Source organism: Pseudooceanicola profundi, assembly GCF_050897955.1.
Taxonomy (GTDB): domain Bacteria; phylum Pseudomonadota; class Alphaproteobacteria; order Rhodobacterales; family Rhodobacteraceae; genus Pseudooceanicola.
On sequence record NZ_JBPAXZ010000001.1, the window covers coordinates 1,627,748 to 1,645,082 of the forward strand.

Annotated in this window: 14 protein-coding genes; 2 read left to right on the forward strand and 12 right to left on the reverse strand. The window is 63.9% G+C overall.

The features are described 5' to 3' along the window. Positions 1-6: 6 nt before the first annotated feature. Genes hisD through cuyA form a run of 3 tightly spaced genes read right to left on the reverse strand, consistent with a single transcriptional unit; the run spans position 7 to position 3,051 of the window. Positions 7-1,281, reverse strand: coding sequence for a histidinol dehydrogenase (gene hisD, locus ACRARG_RS08105; protein ID WP_432689493.1), 1,275 nt, complete (start codon positions 1,279-1,281; stop codon positions 7-9). Continuing rightward, positions 1,278-2,003, reverse strand: a complete 726-nt coding sequence (gene cuyB, locus ACRARG_RS08110) for a cysteate racemase (protein WP_432689495.1) — start codon at positions 2,001-2,003, stop codon at positions 1,278-1,280. Before cuyB ends, hisD begins: the two co-directional genes overlap by 4 nt. Positions 2,004-2,028: 25 nt before the next feature. Continuing rightward, the gene (gene cuyA / locus ACRARG_RS08115; protein ID WP_432689496.1) at positions 2,029-3,051 is read right to left on the reverse strand and encodes a D-cysteate sulfo-lyase; all 1,023 of its coding nucleotides are present in this window, start codon (positions 3,049-3,051) and stop codon (positions 2,029-2,031) included. A gap of 111 nt (positions 3,052-3,162) precedes the next feature. Here cuyA and ACRARG_RS08120 point away from each other — a divergent pair, with 111 nt between their 5' ends. Then, a complete protein-coding gene (locus ACRARG_RS08120; protein WP_432689498.1) occupies positions 3,163-4,056 on the forward strand; it encodes a LysR family transcriptional regulator in 894 nt (297 codons plus the stop codon). A 426-nt stretch (positions 4,057-4,482) separates the two neighbouring features. Here the strand turns inward: ACRARG_RS08120 and ACRARG_RS08125 are convergent, their stop codons facing one another. The 5 genes from ACRARG_RS08125 to ACRARG_RS08145 form a co-directional block, all read right to left on the reverse strand. After that, positions 4,483-5,121: a flavin reductase family protein gene (locus tag ACRARG_RS08125; protein WP_432689499.1), complete on the reverse strand. Its 639-nt coding sequence runs from the start codon at positions 5,119-5,121 to the stop codon at positions 4,483-4,485. 82 nt (positions 5,122-5,203) lie between these two features. After that, positions 5,204-6,442: an amidohydrolase family protein gene (locus tag ACRARG_RS08130; RefSeq protein ID WP_432689501.1), complete on the reverse strand. Its 1,239-nt coding sequence runs from the start codon at positions 6,440-6,442 to the stop codon at positions 5,204-5,206. After that, a complete protein-coding gene (locus tag ACRARG_RS08135) occupies positions 6,439-8,943 on the reverse strand; it encodes a branched-chain amino acid ABC transporter ATP-binding protein/permease (protein WP_432689503.1) in 2,505 nt (834 codons plus the stop codon). Before ACRARG_RS08135 ends, ACRARG_RS08130 begins: the two co-directional genes overlap by 4 nt. 4 nt (positions 8,944-8,947) lie before the next feature. Next, positions 8,948-9,823, reverse strand: coding sequence for a branched-chain amino acid ABC transporter permease (locus tag ACRARG_RS08140; RefSeq protein WP_432689504.1), 876 nt, complete (start codon positions 9,821-9,823; stop codon positions 8,948-8,950). 83 nt (positions 9,824-9,906) lie between these two features. Then, positions 9,907-11,079, reverse strand: a complete 1,173-nt coding sequence (locus tag ACRARG_RS08145) for an ABC transporter substrate-binding protein (RefSeq protein ID WP_432689506.1) — start codon at positions 11,077-11,079, stop codon at positions 9,907-9,909. Between the two features lie 228 nt (positions 11,080-11,307). Between ACRARG_RS08145 and ACRARG_RS08150 the strand changes: the two genes are divergently transcribed. Next, entirely contained in the window at positions 11,308-11,730 is a 423-nt protein-coding gene (locus ACRARG_RS08150) for a nuclear transport factor 2 family protein (RefSeq protein WP_432689508.1), read from the forward strand. 25 nt (positions 11,731-11,755) lie between these two features. Here ACRARG_RS08150 and ACRARG_RS08155 read toward each other — a convergent pair whose 3' ends face one another. From ACRARG_RS08155 to ACRARG_RS08170, 4 genes are all read right to left on the reverse strand, one after another. Further along, entirely contained in the window at positions 11,756-12,463 is a 708-nt protein-coding gene (locus ACRARG_RS08155; protein WP_432689510.1) for a GntR family transcriptional regulator, read from the reverse strand. 210 nt (positions 12,464-12,673) lie between these two features. Then, positions 12,674-14,122 carry an IMP dehydrogenase gene (gene guaB, locus ACRARG_RS08160; RefSeq protein ID WP_432689512.1) on the reverse strand — a complete coding sequence of 483 codons (1,449 nt, stop codon included), beginning with the start codon at positions 14,120-14,122 and terminating at the stop codon, positions 12,674-12,676. Positions 14,123-14,311: 189 nt separating this feature from the next. Next, entirely contained in the window at positions 14,312-15,187 is an 876-nt protein-coding gene (locus ACRARG_RS08165) for an NAD(P)-dependent oxidoreductase (RefSeq protein WP_432689514.1), read from the reverse strand. Positions 15,188-15,281: 94 nt separating this feature from the next. Then, positions 15,282-17,138 (reverse strand): divergent polysaccharide deacetylase family protein, encoded by a 1,857-nt coding sequence (locus ACRARG_RS08170; RefSeq protein ID WP_432689516.1) that lies wholly within the window; start codon positions 17,136-17,138, stop codon positions 15,282-15,284. Positions 17,139-17,335: the final 197 nt, after the last annotated feature.

Sequence of the window (17,335 nt, forward strand, 5' to 3'; positions counted from 1 at the left end):
CTCTCCTCAGGACCGCGGCGACATGCGGATGTCAGCCGTGCGCGCATGGGCTTCCATGCCTTCCAGTCTGGAAATGCGGGCGGTCACTTCGGCAACGCGCTGCGCCGCCTCTTTGCTGGACCTCTGCCATGTCACGGTCTTCAGGAACTTGTGCACCGAAAGGCCGCCAGTATATCGCGCCGCGCCCGAGGTCGGCAGGACGTGGTTTGGACCAGACGCCTTGTCGCCGAATGCCACAGTGGTTTCCTCGCCCAGAAACAGCGACCCGTAGGCTTTGAGACGCCCCAGCCACCAATCCAGATCGGCCGCCTGAACATGCAGGTGTTCGGGCGCATACCTGTCTGCCATCTGCGCCATTTCCTCCCGCGATCCGCAAACCACCACTTCGGCCAGATTGTCCCATGCCGCCTTGGCGGAGCCGGCGTTTGCCTCGGGCAGAGATGTGATGAGCGAGGGGATCATATCAACTACGTCCTGCGCAAGGATGGCGTTGTCGGTCACCAGCCAGACCGGGCTGTCCGCGCCGTGTTCCATCTGGCCGACCATGTCCCAGGCCACAACTTCGGCATGGGCGGTGCGGTCGGCAAGGATCAGGCTGTCTGTCGGACCCGCGACCATGTCGATGCCAACCCGTCCAAAGAGCTGACGCTTGGCCTCGGCCACCCAGGCGTTGCCGGGCCCGGCGAGGGTATCGACCGGCGGCATGCCAAAAAAGCCAAACGCCATCGAGGCAATCGCCTGCACCCCGCCCATGCGCAGGATGCGGTCGGCCCCGGCCAGGTTCATCGCATAGGCCATTTCGTCCGAAATCCCCTGCGCCCCGCGCGGCGGAGAGCTGGCGGCCACGAAATCGACCCCGGCGGCCTTGGCCGTGGTAATTGTCATCAGGGCGGATGCGACATGGCTGAACCGCCCGCCCGGCGCATAGCACCCTGCCCCGAGAACCGGGATCGACTTTTGCCCGGCAATAAAGCCCGGCGCCATTTCGATCTCCATATCCGTCAGCGTCGCGCGCTGTGCTTCGGCGAAGCGGCGGATGTTTTCATGGGCGAAATCGATATCTTCGCGAACCGAGGGCGACAGGCGTGCGGCGGCGGCCTTGATTTCATCATCGCTGACGATGACATCGCCGTCCCAGTTGTCGAATTTGCGGGCATAGGCCAGCGCTTCGGCCTCGCCGCCCTTTTCGATCGCCAACAGGATGTCTGTGACCTGATCGCGCAGTTCAATCTGGCGTTCCGGCGCGTGGGGCTTGGCGGATTTGATATAGGTGACGGTCATTTGGCCAGCTTGGCTCCCTGATTGGATGCGGCGACAGAACCGGTCGCATAGGCGACACAGGCGTCCACCAGCACATCGAGACTGTCGATCAGCGCCAGCGGTCCCCCCGTCAGCTGTGGCGCAACAATTGAAAATTCGGAACAGCCGACCACTGCGACGGGCGCGCCGGATGTGGCGATCTCGTCCGCAGCCTCCTCAAGGATCGGCAAAGCGGTGTCGATGCGCCCCGCTTTGATGGCGCGTATGGCCGACAGCACGCGGTCGCGGTCGGCCGGGTAGACAATGTCCCGCCCAAGAGCGGCAAAGGCCTTGGCAAAGATGCCGGTGATTTCAACGGCCGGGGACGCAAGGATGCCAACCGGCCCCTCGGGATGCGCACGGGCCACGGCCTGCGCGGTCAGCTCGACCATGTTCAGCACCGGCACCTGCACCGCCCCGGCAACGGCGGGATAATAGCTGTGGGCCGTGTTGCACGGCATGGCGAGCACGTCGGCCCCGCTGGACGCAAGCTTCTGCGCCATGCCGACCAGGACCGGCGTCGGGTCTTGTCCCGTGCCGTCGATCAGATGCGCGATACGCGATGGCACCTGCGTATTATTGTCCACCAGCATCGGGATGTGATCGGAATCGTCGGAGGCTGGCGTAGCGGCCACAAGGCGGGACATCATCAGAATGGTGGCCTCTGGCCCCATTCCCCCGAGGATACCGATCACGTTGCGCATCTGCTTTGCCAGCCCGCTGTTCCGCCTATGCCGCCAGGGTGACGAGCCGCGGCTCTTCGAACGTCTGACGATACCCAAACAATGCCGCTGATCCTCCGGTGTGCAGAAAGACGATGTTCTCGGCCCCGTCAAAGGTGCCTTTGCGGATCAGATCAATCAGTCCCGCCGCGCCTTTGCCGGAGTAAACCGGATCCAGCAGAATACCTTCGTAGCGTGCAAACATTTCAATCGCCTCGATCGTTCCGGCGTTGGGAATACCGTAACCCTCGCCGACATAGTCGGTGTTGGCAACGACATCCTCGCGTGACACCACTCCAGGGCATCCGAGTTTATCTGCCGTTGCCTGTGCGAGAGCAAAAACATTGGCTTCCTGTTTGTCCTTGGGGGCGCGGACGCCAATGCCCAGCAGAGGGATACCCGAATTGATCGCCCGCAACCCGGTCACCAGACCGGCCTGTGTGCCCGCAGACCCGGTGGCATGGATCAGACGCGAGATTTTCAGCCCCATTTCGTTGGCCTGATTGACCAGTTCCAGCGCGCAGTTGGCATAGCCAAGCGCCCCCACCGGGTTCGACCCGCCGCCGGGGATGATGTAGGGCGACTTGCCCTTGGCGCGAAGCTCTTCCGCCGCCGTTTCGCAGGCGGCGACCATATCGGTGTTCGCTGACACATGTTCAACTGTCGCCCCGTGCAGGCCGTCCAGCAGGATATTGCCGTTCAGCCGATAGTCGGGATCGTTGGACCCGGTGCGATCTTCGAGGATGGCATGGCAATCTAGCCCAAGACGGGCACAGAAGGCAGCGGTCTGGCGGACATGGTTCGATTGGGTCGCGCCTTGGGTGATGACCACATCGGCCTTCCGGGCCAGAGCCTCACCCATCAGGAACTCAAGCTTGCGGGTTTTGTTGCCGCCGGTCGACATGCCGGTGCAGTCATCCCGCTTGATCCACAACCGCGGACCGCCCAGCGCATCGGACAGCCGGTTCATGGGTTCCAGAGGGGTCGGCAAATGGGCCAGACGAATGCGGTCAAATCGCGCGAAATGCATAGTATAAACTCCGACATAGCGTTCCACCCCACAATGCAACGAAGATTTCAGCTTCTCAAATGCCAAGTTTCCGACCTATCATGCGATTTATGCATGTTTGAGGGGTAAGTCATGAAACTGGAATGGCTTGAAGACATCGTGGCGATTTTTGAAAGCGAGTCTCTGGTCGAGGCGGCGAACCGCCGGTATCTGACCCAGCCCGCATTCTCGCGCCGGGTGCGCAGCATCGAGGAATATCTCGGTGTCGAACTGATGGACCGGTCGCGGAAACCTGCCCGCCCCACCGGAATGCTGGTCGAGCAAGAAGATCGCCTGCGTCAGCTCTCGGCCGATCTCAAAGCCCTGGTCGTGGATCTTCGCAAAGCGGATCGCGAGGTCAGCAGCCGCATTGTTATCGCCAGCCAGCATGCCATCACGACGTCCCTTCTTCCCGGGCTGATTTCAGAACACCTTGGCGATTTGGGTTACAATCTGCGTCTGAGATCAGCCAACCGGTCTGAATGCTGGGGCATGCTCATCACGAAAGAGGCTGACCTCGTTCTGACTTACAAGTCGATGAGCGAACTCGCGGAGCCGTCCGAGGAATATGTCGAAGAAATTCTCCTCTCCAAAGAAGACCTGATCCCGGTTGGCAGATCGTCGCTGCGCGACCGGATCTCGGACGGAGACCTGTCCGTCATCGCTTATCCCTCCGACGTCTTTCTCGGAAAACTCATGGACACCAATGTGACCCCTCACATCGACCAGAGATGGCGCAAAGAGGTGAAGGTTGAAACGGCCCTTACTGTCGCGGCCATGCAACTCGCGGCGGCAGGTGTCGGGATCGCCTGGATCCCGGCCTCAATGATCAAGAACACGAACAACAGTAGTGAGCTGACAAGCTTTTCCGACATTCTGCCGACCCCAAGAATCGCGACGGTCGCAACGCGCCTGATTGGCAAGAAAGCAGAAGCCGAAACTGCTATCTGGGCGAAGCTCCAAAAAACCGGGCGCATGGCGTCCTGACGCAAGATATCGCGCCGCGATGGTCGGTTCGGCCCAGATACCTTTGGCTTGAACGGTTAGACGCTTTGGCTGGAAAAGGGCCACACCACCTACCTGCGTCGCATGTTGGTGGGCTGTCGGCTTCTGCGGACAAAATCTCTTTCATGTCAGCTTGGCCACGCGAACACACGGTCTCGGAATTCGGTCACGCGCATTCCTTTACACGTCCGTCCCGCCTCTCCCGTTTGATGTGAACGGCGTGCACGCGGGCAGGCTTGGCCAGCTCATAAACTGACAACTGCAACCCTATGGGGTCGCAAGAACTTTCAGCAAAAATGTTCTGATGGATGCCATTCAGATCTCTGAGTCTTGTGCATAGAGGCAGTGCCAGCCGCGGTATCGCCGTGACAGGCGGCGGCCCTTCCCCGGTGCGACCTGGACGACACTCTAATCGATTGCTGCGAAAAACGCATTCGGCGTCGGCGTCACGCGTTCGAACTGATCCCGCTGCCGCGCGTACAGAAACCCGCCGAGACGACCGATGGCATCAAAGGCTTGTTGATCTATATACATCGTCTCGGGGTCGAGCAGGCTTTCACGCAGGAATAACTTCTTCACCTGTCCCAACACGATCACCCGTGCCGGGCTAACGGGGATAGACTGGAGCAGCGTGCACTCCAACGCCGCGGGGGCGGCAAGGATGCGGGGACTGTGGACAGTGTCACCCGGAGCGGTGTCCAGGCCAGCGACGTCGAGCTCGTCTATCTCCGGGGCGAATTTGATCGAACAGATCTCCATCTGGTCAACCAGCGCGTAATCGGCGATGTGGACCGTGAACTCTCCGGTATCAAGGATATTGCGGGCGGTATCCTTGGGGGTGCCGTCCGGCTTGTATTCGATCCCCATGGCGACGACCGCGGGGTCATGGGTCAGCACGTTGAAAAAGCTGAAGGCGCCGGCGTTGGCCTGACCTGAAAGCGACCGGGTCGTGACCAGCGCAATCGGGCGCGGGATCACTGTCCCGATCAGCAGCTTGTAACGCTCTTTCGGGGTGAGATCGTCGAAATTAAAGCTGACGTCACTCATGCGGACCCCTTGTTTGCTTTGAATTGCTTGCTGTACGCGCCTTCCGCATGGATTGGCGCGGTCCGATCCGCGCGACCCGTCATCATGCTGGCACCAGTGCCGGCCGCAGAAGCGTCGGCCGGGGCGCGTCAAAGGTCAGACGTCCCGCCTTCATCCCCCAGAGGGGGCGCGCGATTTCGGACACCGCTGAGACCGCGTCATCGCAGGGAAGAAGTACGAGGTCGGCCACGTCTCCCTCCACGATCCGGTCGTCCCGGCCCAGCAGGCGGTTCGGCGCGGTGGTGATCATGTCGAAACAGGCACTCAGCCCTGCCGGGTCGCCGATCTGGGCGATATTGGCAAAAAGGTTTGCGATGCGCGGCAGGGAGCAGTCGCCGTAGGGCGTGAAGGGGTTCAGCACATTGTTCGTCGCGACCGTGCAGCAGACCCCTGCCGCGTGGAACCTGTGCGCCGGGGCGACGCCGCGCGGGATCGCTTCGGAATGCTCGCGCCCCATCATGAAGAGGTCAGTTGCGGGAAGGACGGTCAGGGCGATGCCAGCGTCGCGCATCAGCGCGATAGTGTCGTCCAGCGCGCGGGCCGGAAGCATCGACAACTTGGTCACATGGCCAATTGCGACCCTGCCCTGCATGCCGTGTGCAATCGTCTGACGCGCCACTTCGTCAAGGTGCCGCCAGCCCGGATCGAGGTCGAAATCGAGGTGGAAGTCGAGATCGACGTCGTACTCCCGCGCCATGTCAAACAGGCGCGCGATCTGACCATTCGGATCCGTATCGGTATAGGGACAGCCGCCCAGCAGATCCGCCCCTTGATCGAGCGCCTGACGCAGCAGGTCTTCGGTGCCGGGATAGTTCAGCAGGCCTTCCTGCGGGAAGACGCAGATTTGCAGGTCCAGCGCCCAGGCATAGTCGGCCTTCAGCTGGCGCACCGCGTCGAACCCGGCAAGGCCGATCACGGGGTCGATCTCGGTCTGGGCGCGGACAAGGTTGGTCCCCTGGCCGATGGCTTTCTCCAGCACGCGGGCGCCGCGGGCATAGACATCTTCGGTCGTGAAGTCGCGCTTGGCAGCGCTCACGGCTTCAATCGCGCCTTTCAGCGTGCCCGTGGGGTTAGAGGCGCGATCCAGCAGGCAGGCTTTGTCGAGATGCAGGTGGCTGTCGGCAAAGCCCCGGATCAGGCGGCCTCCGCCTGCGTCCAGCTCTCGCGCATCGGCCTTGAGGCCCGGTGCGATGGTCGCGACACGGCCGCAGGCAATGCCGATATCGACGGGGGATGCGCCGTCCGCAAGGCGGGCGTTCCGGATGACCAGATCGAGCGTCATTGCGCGGCCTCCGCCCGTGCCTCTCCGCCACCCAGATAGGCCGAGATCAGGGCGTCATCCGCCAGCAGGTCCGCCGCGCTGCCCTCGGCCACGATGCGGCCCTGTTCGAGGATATAGCCCCGGTCGGATGCGGCCAGTGCGAGCGAAGCCATCTGGTCGACCAGCAGGATGGTGATCCCGTCATCGCGCAATTCGGCCAGAATGGCGTAAAGTTCTTCGATCATCGCGGGGGCGAGGCCGAGGGACGGCTCGTCCAGCAGAAGCAGTCGCGGTTGCGACATGAGACCCCGCGCGATGGCCATCATCTGTTGTTCCCCGCCCGACAGCAGCCCAGCCGGGTGGTGCAGACGGTCACGCAGGCGCGGGAAGCGGGTCAGCAGCGCCTCAAGTTCACCCGGTTCGGGCTGTGTCTTGCGGCGATAGGCGCCCAGTTCGATGTTCTGCGCCACGGTCAGTTCGGGGAAGACCTGCCGCCCCTCGGGGACCAGCACGAGGCCGCGATCCACGATCTGATGCGGCGGAAGCCCGTGGATATCGGCATTGTCCATGACGATCTGGCCAGAGGTCGGGGCCATCAGCCCGGCCACGGTGCGCAGGAAGGTGGATTTGCCCGCGCCGTTCGCGCCCAGAAGCGCAACCATCTCCCCCTGACGGACATGCAGGCTGACCGACTGCAGCACATCCGCCGCGCCGTAGCCCGCGCAGAGGTTCCGCGCAACAAGACGGTCAATGGCGCCCGGTTCATGGGCCAGCACCCGCCCCGGCACACTCAGCGTGCCTTCGCCCAGATAGGCCGCGATCACGCGGGCGTCGCTGCGGATGACGGCGGGGGTGTCAAAGGCGATCGGCTCACCCGCGTCAAGCGCGAGGATGCGGTCGGAAATGCCCATGACCAGCTCCATGTCATGCTCGACCAGCACAACGGCGATGCCTGTATCGGCCAGCCTGCGCAGCAGATCGGCCAGCGCACGCTTGTCACCCTGCATCAGGCCTGCGGCGGGTTCGTCCAGCAGCAGCACACCGGGGCGCATGGCCAGCGCGCGGGCAATCTCGATCAGGCGACGGTCGACATGCGGCAGGTCAGAGGCGCGGGTGGCGGGATCGCCGCGATAGCCAACAAGGTCGAGCAACCCGCGCGCCATGGCGCGGCGTTCGGGCGTGCCGAGGGCGGTGAAGATGCCGCCGAAGGCGCCGCGCGGGAAACCGGCGATGACGTTTTCTTCGGCCGTGAGGGCCCCGAACAGACGCGTTGCCTGATAGGTGCGCGCGATGCCGATACGGGCGGTGGCGTGCATGGTCCAGCCGGCGATGTTTTGACCCGCGGTCTCGATCCGCCCCTCGCCCGGACGGTAGAAGCCCGAGACCATGTTGAGCAGCGTGGTCTTACCCGCGCCGTTCGGGCCGATGACGGCTGTGACCTCGCCCGGCTTTGCCTCGAAGGTCGCGCCATTGACCGCGCGGACGCCGCCGAAGGTGATGCCAAGATCGGTGACGGTCAGGGTTTGACGGTCGGTCGGGGTGATGAATGCCATCACCTGCGCCGGATCGGCGGGCGCGACCGGATCGGACCGGCGCGGCAGGAAGGCCGCCACCGTGCCCACAACCCCGCGCGGGGCGATCAGAAGGACGGCGACCAGCAGCGCCCCGAAGAAGAGCAGCCGGTATTCCGCGAGCCCCGCCAGATACTCCGGCAGCATCACCGCGACAGCCGCGCCCACCAAGGGCCCCAGAACGGTGCCCGCGCCGCCTAGGATCACGGCGAAGAGGAAGAGGATCGACTGCGACAGCACAAAGTTCGACGGCGCGATGAACTGCATCATCTGCGCGAAAAGGCCCCCCGCCAGACCCGCCGCACCCGCCGCGATGGCAAAGGCGGCAAACTTGGTGCGGATCGGATCGTAGCCGAGCGACCCGGCCGAGATCTCCTGATCCCTGAGCGCCGCCATGGCGATACCCCAGCCGCTGACGGACAAGCGGCGATAGGCCAGCAGACCGGCGGCGGCCAGAATGATCGCAAGCGCGAAGAGGTTGGTTTCAGTGAAGGTATAGCCGAACGGGCTGGGCTGATCGAAGCCGAAGAGCCCGTTCTGCCCACCGGTCAGCCCGCGCCATTCAATGGCGAGGTGTTCGATAATGAAGGCAAAGGCGATGGTCACCATGGCCAGAAACGGCCCGCCCATGCGCACTGCCGGGATGGCCAGAACACAGCCGATCAGCGCGGCGACAATAGCGGCGGCGGGCAGCGCGAGCCAGAAGCTCAGCCCCGCCTGCACAAGGATCGCATGGGCATAGGCCCCGGCGGCGAAGAACCCGACTTGGCCAAGGGAGACCAGCCCGGTCAGGCCGTAGAAGACGTTGAGGCCGGTGCAGAGGATCGTCCAGACCGCAACAAGGCCGAAGACGAACTGCATGTAGCCATTGAGCAGGCCAAGGCAGGCCAGCGACACGGCGGCAACGGCAAGGATGGTGAGGTCGAGAAGGCGGGCGTCGGTCAGTTTCATCACATCACACCTTGCGCAGCGCGGCTTTGCCAAAGAGGCCATTTGGCTTGATCGCCAGTACAGCAATCAGCAGGCCAAAGACGGCGATATAGGTGTAGGAGGACCCGAGATAGGTGGTCACCAGCGCCTCGATCAACCCATAGATGAAGCCCGCCAGCATCACGCCAGAGGCCGAGGTCATGCCGCCCAGAATGGCGACCGCAAAGGCTTTGATCCCAAAAAGCGTGCCCATGTCAGAATGCACCGAGAAGAGCGGTGCGATCAGCAGGCCCGCGATGCCCGCAAGCACAGCCGACAGCGCGAAAGAGCCAGAGATCATGGCGCTGGTGTTGATCCCCATCAGCCGGGCTGCTTCGGGGTTCTGGACGACGGCCAGAAGCGCCCTGCCCTGACGGGTCCGGCGGAACAGGACATGCAGCGCGACGGCAAGGCCCACGGCGACCACCGGGATCAGAAGTTGTTGAGGATAGACGCCGGTTCCCAAGATTTGCCAGGTCTGGCCGACCAGCGGCGACGGCAGGCTGCGGGGTTCGTTTCCGAAGGTAAACAGCACCGCGTTGTCCAGCAGGATGCCCCCGGCGACGGTTGCCATGAGCCACGCCTCGGACCCGCGGTTCGCAAAGGGGCGCACCAGAAACAGTTCGACCAGCATCCCCATGAGGGCGCAGCCAACCAGCGCCAGCGGATAGGCGACGATGGCCGGCAGGCCCGCGCGGGCGGTCAGCACATAGCCCAGCACCGCGCCCAGCATGACCATGGAGCCCTGGGCAAAGTTCACCCGCGAACAGACGGAATAGGTGATCTGAAAGCCAAGGGCGATCAGCCCGTACATCGCCCCAAGGCCGAGGCCAGTCACAAGGGCTGTTATCAGTAGGGTCATGTCCTGCTCCGGCGCGTTATCGGGTCTTCGATTGGATTGGCCCTCCCGGATCTCCCGGAAGGGCCGTTGATCTTATGTCGATCTTATTCGGAGATCGGGATAATCTCGCCCTTCACGAACTGGGACATGATGTAGTCGTTCGGACCAAGCGCATCCTGATTGTCGGGGGTGAAGGGGGTGTCATAGGTCTTGATGACCCCTTCCACGCCCGAGATACCGTACATCGCTTCGCGGATGGCGGGGCCTTCGGTGGAGCCTGCGGCTTCGATCGCGGCGGCCAGAAGCAGCGTCGCGTCATAGGCATTGCCGATACCGGTCGCGGGGGTCACGTCGGCAAGGCTGGTCACCTCGGGGAATTTCTCGGTCAGCTTCATGTAGAGCGGATGCTCTTCGCTGTCGAAAAGGAAGGTCTGGACGAAGTGCACCTTCTCACCGCTGTCGCCAGCCAGTTCGGTAAAGCGACCGCCAGCCGGGCCCCAGTGCGACGCGACCGGCACGTCCCAGCCCATCTTGTCTAGCGATTTCACCACCTGTGCCGAGGGCGCGACGTTGGCCACAAGGAACAGGCCGTCCGCGCCGTTTTCCTTCAGGCGGGTCAGCTGAGGGACGACGTCAACGTCGTTGTTTTCGAACTTCTCGATGCCCGCATGGTCCATGCCACGCTTCTCAAGCGCCTTCATCAGGCCCTTTTCGTTGGACTCGCCCCAGGGGTTGTTGATCAGGATCATGCCCGGCTTTTTCGAACCGTACTTGGACACGAGATATTCGGTGATCGCCTCGTCCACGATCTCGTCCACGGCGGAGACACGGAAGACATAGTTCTCTTCAGCGCCGTTCATGGTGATGGGCGTGCCAGCGGCCCACGGCCCCATGAAGGGCACCTTTGCGTCATTGGCAAAGGGCACGATGGCCAGCGAGACGGGCGTGTCCAGACCGCCGATCAGGGCCGCAACGCCTTCGCGCTGAACCAGCTCACGCGCGGCGACCAGACCTTTTCCGGGGTTTGATTCATCGTCGCGGCTGACCAGCTCCAGCGGACGGCCCAGCACGCCGCCTTCGGCGTTGATCTTGTCCATGGCGAGGGTGATGCCGCGGGTGATCGCCTCGCCCGATTTGGCGGACTGACCGGACAGCGCGGCGACGAGGCCGAGCTTGATCGGGCCATCCTGAGCGGTGGCGGGAAAAGCGGTGGCAAGGCCAAGCGCGGTGGCGCCAGCAAGCAGGGTACGTCGTGTCAGGGGAAGTCGGCGGTTCATGGTCGGTTTCTCCGGTAAGGGCGTTTTGGTGGCTCCATGGCGCGCAAGAGAGCGGCGGGTGTCAAAGTATCTGGCGGCCTTTGAGGCCCATTTGACCCAATAAAACTCCCTCCTGCACAAGCTTTCATCAGATTGCATGCAATCTTTGTATGAAATTCTCGCATGCAGCTAGGCGGACAGGTCGTGAGGTGCGAAAACCGAATCGTATCTGAAAGGAAAGGACCCGCCATGACCGGCATTAAAAAGACCGCCCCCGAGAGCCTGCCGGAAGACGCCCGGATCGTTCACGACTTTCTGGAAGCCTCAATGGTGCCCGACCCAGAGCGCGCCGCGACCTATGTGGCCGACACTGTCACCATCACCTTCACCGGTGGCCGCGTGTTCCACCATCCGTCCGGCCCCGCCAAATTCAACGCGGCCCGCTACGCATGGGTCAAGAAGGACATGCGCCAGTTCGATGTGGCACAGGGGGACGAGGGGACGGTGGTCTATTCCACCGGCTATCTTTATGGCGAATGGCCGGACGGGACGCCCTTCGAAGGCAATCGCTATATTGACCGGTTCGTCGTTGAAAACGGCAAGATCGTGAAGATGGACGTCTGGAACGACAGCGCCGAACGTATCCTGACCGCCCGCGGGATCGAGGCCTGAGACATAGGCCCCTGTCCTGCCCGCCTCAGGAGGCCTCGCGCACCTGACTGGCATAGGGCTCCAGCGCGTCGAGGTAGGAAAACGTGCCCGCCTCTGCATCCCGGAACTGCGCGCGGGAGGAGACGGATTCAAGATGGTCCCGCGCAATCTGCTGTGCGCGGGCGACGTCGCCGGAGCGCAGCACGCTCAATATCTCGCGATGCTCCTGGATCCCACAATCCGCAGAATGCGGGCGCGAAAACTGCGACAGGGTCAGGCCGCAGCGATAAGCGATTTCGTTGACATAGCGGACAAGAACCGGGCTGCCGGTCAGCTCTGCCAGAAGAATGTGGAATTCGGTCGCCAAGCGGATCGAGATCGGCTCGGGCCCGTCCTGCGCATCCTCCTCCCGCTTGATATGATCTTCAAGCGCCTGCGCCTGATCCGCCGTCAGTCCGGCAGCGAGACGCGCAATGACCATATCCTCGATCTGCGCCCGCAGCTCGAAAAGGTCCCGCGCCTCGTCCAGACTGGGCGAGGCAACAGCCGCCCCACGGTTATGGCGCAGCTCGACCAGACCTTCGGCAGCCAGACGTTCCAGCGCCTGCCGCACGATGGTCCGGCTTGCGCCGAAACGCTCGCCCAGAGAATCCTCGGGCAGTTTCATGCCCGGCAGAAGGGCCCGCTCGAGAATGGCAGATCGAAGTGCTGAACAAATCAGTTCCGACCGGTTCTTCAACGGCTTCTTCGTCAACGTTCAACCCTGTATCGATAGCGCGCACACCAAGCTGACACGCCGCCCCGTTTCCCGCAACCCACCTGCTGGGCTACAAACGTTCCCTGCCTGACCTCGTTCCGGTCGAACCACCTCGTGAAGCTCGTCAGGCGACCGTCGATCACGTCTCCTCCTCAAGCCATCAAGACTTCATGGACGCACTGACGATGCTCCGCTCGAAAGCTCGGCCTACCCAATCCGGTAGTTCGGACTTTCCCGCGTGATCTGAACATCGTGCACGTGGCTTTCTTTCAGCCCCGCGCCGGTGATCTTCACGAACTGGCAGTTCTGACGCATCTCGTCGACCGTGGAACATCCGGTATACCCCATGGCCGCCCGCAGGCCGCCGACCAGCTGGTGGATCACCGCGCCGGCAGACCCTTTGTAGGGCACCTGCCCCTCAATGCCTTCGGGCACCAGCTTGTCAGACGCCGCATCCTTCTGGAAATACCGATCGGCCGAACCGCGCGCCATGGCGCCCAGCGACCCCATCCCGCGGTAGGATTTGAACGACCGGCCCTGATAGAGGATCACCTCGCCCGGGCTTTCATCCGTACCCGCAATCATCGACCCGACCATCGCCACCGATGCACCCGCAGCAATGGCCTTCGCGAAATCGCCCGAGAATTTGATGCCGCCATCGGCGATCACAGGCGTATCTCCGGCTTCCCGGGCGCAATCCATGATCGCGGTGAGCTGCGGCACACCCACGCCTGCCACCATCCGTGTCGTACAGATGGAGCCCGGGCCGATTCCCACCTTGATCGCATCCGCACCGGCATCGATCAGCGCCCGTGTTGCGGCGGCGGTGGCGACATTGCCGGCCATCACCTGAACCTCGTTGGACAGCATTTTCACCCGCTCGACGGCCCGCGCGACGCCTTCGGAATGGCCGTGCGCCGTGTCGATCACAATCAGATCGCAGCCCGCATCGACCAGCGCAGCAGAGCGCTCGTACCCGGCATCCCCGACCGTCGTCGCCGCAGCCACCCGCAGGCGGCCCAGATCGTCCTTGCAGGCGGTCGGGTTCAGCACAGCCTGCTCACTGTCCTTCAGCGTCAGCAGGCCGGTCAGCTTGCCTGCCTTGTCGGTGATCAGCAGCTTCTCGATCCGGCGCGCCTTCATCAGGGAAATCGCCTCGCCGCGGTCCGCAGGCTCCTGCAGGATCGCCAGATCCTTTGAGGTCATCATGACCGAAACGGGGGTTTTCTCGTCCGTGGCAAAACGCATGTCGCGATTGGTGAGGATCCCGACGACCCGTCCGTCGGCATCCACCACCGGAAAGCCGGAGATCCGGTACTGGTCGATCAGCGCATTGGCATCAGCCAGGGTCTGATCGGGCCGCAGCGTGATGGGCTTGTAGACGATCCCGCTCTCGAACCGCTTGACCCGGCGTACCTCGTCCGACTGCTGCTGGATGTCGAGATTGCGGTGGATAACCCCCATCCCGCCGGCCTGCGCCATGCAAATTGCCATGCGTGCCTCAGTCACCGTATCCATGGCCGAAGAGAGCAGCGGTATGTTCAGATTTATGGAGTTCGTCACCTTCGTGCGGGTATCCGCAGTGGACGGCAGCACCGAAGATGCTGCGGGAACAAGTAGCACGTCGTCGAAGGTCAGGGCCTCGCGAATCTCCATCGGATACCTCCATGGGGGATGTTCACTTGGCGCTTCCCTATTACATGGATGCCGCAGGGGGAAAAGGGCAAAATATGGTATGACGGGTATGTGCCTGTGGCAGATGTCGGATGCGCAGTCGCGCTCCTGCGCACAGATCCCGCGTCGGAACGCCTGCAGAGGGCCTGATCCGGCCAGCAGAACGGCGCTTCAGACGGAATCGCGCCCGGCCAGACGTGCCAGAACCGGGAAATATTCCCTTTCGAATCCGGCTTCGCGCGCCAGGTCCATCCGCGCCCGGGCAAGCTCGGCCCCGGGCGCCGAAAGGCCGCTGTCCCGCGCAAGCTCCAGCGCATAGCCCACATCCTTTAACGCATATCCGGTCGGAAACGCCTGTTCGGGATAGGTGTCCGGCAGCATGGCCTTCATGCCGTGGTTGCGCAGCGCAAAACTGTCCGCCGAGCCCTGCGAGAGAACCTGAAAAAGCCGCTCCCCCTCCATTCCCGCAGCCCGGCCAAGGGCCAGCGCCTCCGACAGGGCGACGACATTCTGGAAGAGGACCATATTGTTGAGAATTTTGGCGATCTGGCCGCATCCGACCGGCCCGCAATGCAGCACATCCTCCCCGGCATGGGAAAGCAGCGGAAGCAGGGTGTCATAGGTGGCATCATCGGCCCCGACCATGATCGCCAGCGTCCCCGCCTCGGCCGCGGCACGGGTCCGGGCCACCGGAGCATCGGCATAGGCACAGCCGCGCGCCGCCACACGCGCAGCAAGATCGCGCGTCAGGGCAACCGGCGCGGTCGACATATCCACCAGAATCTGCCCCTCACGAAGCGTGGGCAAAAGCATGGACACAACCGTCTCGACCTCGGGTCCGCCGGGAAGTGACAGAAAGATGATATCCGCCTGCTCCGCCAGGGCCTCCGGGCGCGCCTCGACCGCGCCCTGGCTCACAAGCCGTTGGATGGGCGCGGTAGCCAGATCTGATACGATCATCGGGCCGCCCGAGCCGGTCATGATATTGCGGCAGATGGGCTCTCCCATGACGCCCAGGCCGATAAACCCCAAAACGGGCTGTGTCATGCTGCATCCTCCTCCGTAGCACCGGACATCGCGGACCCCCGCGTGGCGCCAGCATGGCGTAGCCGCCGACCGGAGAAAAGCGCGTTGCCCCCGATCAGTTGGCGGGCGCAGCCAGAGCCTGAGTGACCGGGACCATCGCCACGCGACTGGCGCGGTCCGCCAGCGCCCAGACCAGCAGGGCCGAGATCGTCTCGGGCCGCATCCGGCCAACCAGAATCACAGAGTCTTCCTGCCCCGCCTTAAAGGCGGCATTGTCTAGGAACCGGCGCACCACATCTGCCGACTGCCCTTCGGAATCGAGATCGCGGAACACCGTGCCCGCCGGAACCCCCTGACGCTGCGCCAGCCTCAACCCGGTATCCAGCCCCTCGGGGTAAAGGACGAGGCCATAGCCGGCCTCTTTCAGCCCTTCGGCGAGCCTTTCGGACTGTGCCCGCCCCCCCTGAAGCGATCGGCTGCCGGTTTCCATCACGGCCACCGCCTCGGTGATACCGCCAAGCGCCGCGTCGATATCGCCTTCGGCCGGGCTGTCCATCAGCGCCAGCACTTCGATCCCGCGACGGCGATATGTCTGCATGATCTCTGCGGCTTTTGGCGAAGTGGTCGGGATTGCAACCGAGACCGGATAGGGAAAATTCCGTGGCAACGACTGCGACCCCGACCCGTCATCGATCAGAATGATAGACAGCAGGGGCCGGTCGCTTGCCGATACCGGGGGGCTCGCGAACTTCTCGAACGGCGGGCGCAAGTCTTCGGCCGGTGGCTCTGCAGGCGCCTCGGCCGGGGCAGCTTCCGCCTCGCGCTCGGTCAGGGGACGAACCGGAGTGCCGGGCATAGACGGCGCCGCTGCCGCAACCTGCGGCTCTGCCTCATCCGCCGCGCCGGAGGGCGGGGTATCCTCTGGCGTGGCCTCACCGGGGCCGGTGCCGCGTTCCGTCACGACAGGATCAGCCGCCCCTTCCGGATCGGACGCACTGCCGGGCACGACATCCGGACCGGCACCGGATTGGGCGTCGGAGGCGGGGCTGACCTGAACCTCCGGCCTCTCTTCGGTCGCCTCCGGGGCAGCCGTGACGAGAGCGTCCGCCCCTGCCGAAAGGTCGGTCTCATCGGCGGTTTCGGCAACCGACTGATCCGGCGCATCTGTGGCATCGACGGCTTCAGGCTCTGCCGGCCTGCCCGCATCGACAGCGCTTGTGCCGGCGCCTTCGGTCGCGCTGGCAGCAACGTCATCAGATACATCTTCGGCGGCCGTTTCGGCGGCATCGGCCTCACTGACCATGGCGTCAGTGCCGCTCTCTTCCCCAGTCGCTGGGCCGGTATCGGCGACGGCAGCCCCGTCGCCCGCGCTGGTGACAGCCTCACGATCCTGTCCAGCGGGGGGCGCATCCGCGCCGCCTGCCTCCCCGGACGGCGCATCCTCCGGCCCATCCGCGGCCTGAGCCAGATCGGCCCCGGGAAATCCGGTGACCTCCTCGCCCGGCTCCGCCCGTGGCGGCAGAGCAGGCCGGGTCGTGATATCGGGCGCAGTATCGACGGCGGCCGGCACAGGCCCCTGCGCAAGCGGGCTGGGCAGCACCGGATTCTCCGGCGACGGGGCCTCCGTCAGACCGGCATCAGGCTGTGCCGCCTCGGGCAGACCGTCATAGGCGGTCTCCACAGGCACGTCACGGACCGCCGGCGCCTCTTGCACAGCCGTCGGCACACTGTCCCGGTCGGCGCGGGGCGCGGCGGGGCTGTCGGCTTTGTCAGGCGGGCTGGCGATGGCTGGCATCTGGGCCGGTGCATCGTCACGCGGCACGTTGAACATGGCGCCTTCCGGCACCGGCGGACGTGTCCCGGCCCCATCGCTCAAAGTGCCCGGCAGCGGAGCGCTGAGCGAACTGATTGCGGCAATGACCACAGCCACGACAAAACCGATCATGAGTCCGGGAAGGACACCTTTCGTCACCTTCTGCTCTCCTTCTGCCGGGCTTTGTCCCGATCTGCCGTTCTTCCACCGTTGGCCGCGCCTCTTGACGGTGGCTCCGGCTGTGTCGCATCTAGGGCCGGTTCGGCATCCCCGGTGTGCATCCTGAATGCGACAGTCGAACGCCATGATATCACAAGTCGGAACCTGTGCCAGTCCGCGCGGCTCCGCAGCCAGGA